The organism is Lysobacter enzymogenes, assembly GCF_017168095.1.
Classification (GTDB): Bacteria; Pseudomonadota; Gammaproteobacteria; order Xanthomonadales; family Xanthomonadaceae; genus Lysobacter; species Lysobacter enzymogenes_D.
Genome location: NZ_LXSD01000635.1, coordinates 1 through 3,129, shown reverse-complemented (window position 1 = coordinate 3,129; position 3,129 = coordinate 1). Strand labels below are relative to the sequence as shown.

Here is a 3,129-nt window from a genome sequence, read left to right as displayed (position 1 = left end):
CAGCGCGGCGTCCGCTCCGCCGGCGCATCGGCTTCGCCGGCGCACGGCCGCGCGCGCTCGGGCCGGCGGGCGTCGTAGCGATGCTCCAGCGGGTCGTTCGGCGGCAGCGGGTCGGGTTCGACGCTCACGGCCTCCAGGATACGGGCGGCGGGCGGTTGCAGCACGGCGGAGGCCTTCAGCCGGGCGCGGCCGGCCCGCGGGGGCGGCGGCGGAGTCGGAGGGTGTCGGGCATGCGGGGCGGTCCCTGCGCCGGAACGTGCGGCGCTCATGCCATCCGGGAACGCCCGCGGCCCGGATCGGTTGACAACGCTGGCGCTGCATTCACGGCCGGTTATGATGGCCCGGACAACGCATGGGGACGAGACGGATGAGCGACGGGTTCGTGGCGCTGTACATCTTCATGTTGGCCGCGATCGCCGGCCACGTAATCATTTCGCGGGTGCCGGTGATCCTGCACACCCCGCTGATGTCGGGTTCCAACTTCATCCACGGAATCGTGCTGATCGGCGCGATCATCGTCCTCGGCCACGCCGACACCTTGCTGGAAAAAGCCATCGGCTTCGTCGCGGTGCTGCTCGGCGCGGGCAATGCCGCCGGCGGCTACGTGGTGACCGAGCGCATGCTGGAGATGTTCAAGTCCAGCAAGGCGCCGGGCGGCAAGGCGGGCGGTTGAGTGCGCGGTACCTCGCGGCGGCCGCGGCCGCCGTCCTCGGCACGGTTCTGGTCGCCGTTGCCTCCTTTCTCGGCTGGGTGCTGCCCACGGGGCAGCTATCGTTCTTTGGAGCGCGCGCGCTGATGGACGTTCTTTCCACTGTGGTGAAGTTGAGCTACCTGGTCGCCGCGACCCTGTTCCTGCTGGGCCTGCAGCGCATGGCCTCGCCGGTGACCGCGCGCAGCGGCATCCGCTGGGCCGGCGCGGGCATGATCATCGCCACGGTGGCGACGTTCTTCCTGCCGGGCCTGCACAACCTCGGCCTGATCGCGACCGCGGTGCTGCTGGGCACCGCGGCGGCGTGGATCTCGGGCAAGAAGGTCGCCATCACCGACATGCCGCAGATGGTCGCGCTGTACAACGGCATGGGCGGCGGCTCGGCGGCGGCGATCGGCGCGGTCGAACTGCTGCGGCTGTCCGCGCAGATGCCGTCCGACCCGCTGCAGGCGCAGCTCGAACGCGGCGTGATCGCGATGCACACGCCGACCGTGGCGCTGGTGCTGGCGGTGGTCGGCGCGGCGATCGGCGCGGTGTCGCTGTCGGGCTCGGTGATCGCCTGGGCCAAGCTCGACGGGCGCCTGGACAAGCGCGTGGTGTTCCCCGGCCAGCAGGCGTTCAACGCGCTGGTCGCGCTGGCGGTGGTGGCGCTCGGCATCGCCGCGTTCATGACCCTCAACGTCGGCGTCATCGTCGCCTTCTTCGTCGCCGCGCTGGCGCTGGGCGTGCTGATGACCCTGCCGATCGGCGGCGCCGACATGCCGGTGGTGATCTCGCTGTACAACGCCTTCACCGGCCTGGCGGTGGCGTTCGAAGGTTACGTGCTCGGCAACGAGGCGCTGATCATCGCCGGCACCATGGTCGGCGCGGCCGGCATGCTGCTGACGCGCTTGATGGCCAAGGCGATGAACCGGCCGATCAGCGGCGTGCTGTTCTCCAACTTCGGCGGCGGCGGGCAGGCGCAGGAAATCGCCGGCACCCAGAAGCCGATCGAAGCCGGCGACGTCGCGGCGATGATGGCCTTCGCCGAACGCGTGGTGATCGTGCCCGGTTACGGCCTGGCGGTGGCGCAGGCGCAGCACAAGATCTGGGAGCTGACCCAGAAGCTGACCGAGCGCGGGGTCAAGGTGAAGTTCGCGATCCACCCGGTGGCCGGGCGCATGCCGGGCCACATGAACGTGCTGCTGGCCGAAGCCGGCGTGCCGTACGACCTGATCGCCGACATGGACGACATCAACCCCGAGTTCGCCAACACCGACGTGTCGCTGGTGATCGGCGCCAACGACGTGGTCAACCCGGTCGCCAAGACCGACCCGGCCTCGCCGATCTACGGCATGCCGATCCTGGACGTGATCAATTCCAGGAACACCATCGTGATCAAGCGCGGCAAGGGCACCGGCTTCGCCGGCATCGAAAACGCGCTGTTCTACGCCGACAACACCCGCATGCTGTACGGCGACGGCGCGGAGATGGCGAGCGCGCTGGTGTCGGAACTCAAGGCGCTCGACGGCGGGCATTGATCCGCCGCGCTCGCGCGGCGCTTACTTGTCGCCGCGGATCCGCAAGGTCAGGCCCTTGAGGAAATTGCGCAGCATCTGGTCGCCGCACGGGCGGTAGTTCTTGTGGTCGCTCTGGCGGAACAGCGCGCTCAGTTCCGGCTTGGAGACCGGGAAACCGGCGTCGGCGAAGGCCTGGTGCATGTCCAGGTCCTTGAGCTCGAAGGCGACGCGCAGTTTCTTCAGCACCAGATTGTTGGTGATGCGCGTTTCCAGCGGGCGCGGCGGCAGGCGTTCGTCGCGGCCGCGGTAGTGGAACACCAGGCCGTCGAGAAAACGCGCGAGCACCGCGTCGTCGCAGGGGGCGTAGCCCGGGTCCTCGTCTTTCTTGAGGAAGGCCTGGACCTGGGCTTTGTCCAGGGCGAACGCAGGGTCGGCGAGGTGGACGATCTCCACGACCTTGGGGTCGCTCAGATCGAGCATGTAGCGAATGCTGCGCAATACGTCGTTGTTGATCATGGTCGGTCCTGCCGTTGGAGCCGCGCGGCCGCGCGCTGGAGCAGGGCGGGCCGGTGCGTTGCGAATGCCGTCCCGGCGCCCGGCTGAGCCGCCGGACGGGAATCGGCAGTGGTGTGAGCGCGGATTCTCGCATGCCGGACGCATCCGGCTCGGCGGGACGGTTGCGGGGCCGGCTCGACAGCGGCGGCCGGGCGGCGTTTGGCGTAGATGCGGTACGGGCCGCCGAAGCATGCGAACGCGGGACGGCAGGCGGCGATGAGGCCGCTGCCGAGTGGGTCCGGCGCGAGTGGCCGCTCGCGTAGGCCGCCGAGGGGAGCGGCGTTTTCGCGCTCGCGGCCGGGTTACGCGGCGGCGGCCTTGTCGGCGGCGCGGGCGACGCCGTGCAGGGCCGGGGCGGCGGGCCAG

Annotated in this window: 3 protein-coding genes; 2 read left to right on the top strand and 1 reads right to left on the bottom strand. The window is 70.1% G+C overall.

The genetic code is table 11. From position 1 onward, the window contains the following. Positions 1-367 precede the first annotated feature (367 nt). Both A7A76_RS24640 and A7A76_RS24635 read left to right on the top strand, forming a co-directional pair. Positions 368-673 (top strand): NAD(P) transhydrogenase subunit alpha, encoded by a 306-nt coding sequence (locus A7A76_RS24640; protein WP_206413795.1) that lies wholly within the window; start codon positions 368-370, stop codon positions 671-673. Between the two features lie 122 nt (positions 674-795). After that, on the top strand, positions 796-2,229 hold the full coding sequence (locus tag A7A76_RS24635) for an NAD(P)(+) transhydrogenase (Re/Si-specific) subunit beta (protein WP_206413794.1): 1,434 nt from the start codon (positions 796-798) through the stop codon (positions 2,227-2,229). A gap of 21 nt (positions 2,230-2,250) precedes the next feature. Here A7A76_RS24635 and A7A76_RS24630 read toward each other — a convergent pair whose 3' ends face one another. Beyond that, positions 2,251-2,724 carry a DUF1456 family protein gene (locus tag A7A76_RS24630; RefSeq protein WP_206413793.1) on the bottom strand — a complete coding sequence of 158 codons (474 nt, stop codon included), beginning with the start codon at positions 2,722-2,724 and terminating at the stop codon, positions 2,251-2,253. Positions 2,725-3,129 lie beyond the last annotated feature (405 nt).

Bases quoted from the DNA above. Each gene is read 5' to 3' on its own strand.
- A7A76_RS24635 (WP_206413794.1), top strand. From the start codon at position 796: ATGGACGTTCTTTCCACTGTGGTGAAGTTGAGCTACCTGGTCGCCGCG.
- A7A76_RS24640 (WP_206413795.1), top strand. From the start codon at position 368: ATGAGCGACGGGTTCGTGGCGCTGTACATCTTCATGTTGGCCGCGATC.
- A7A76_RS24630 (WP_206413793.1), bottom strand. From the start codon at position 2,724: ATGATCAACAACGACGTATTGCGCAGCATTCGCTACATGCTCGATCTG.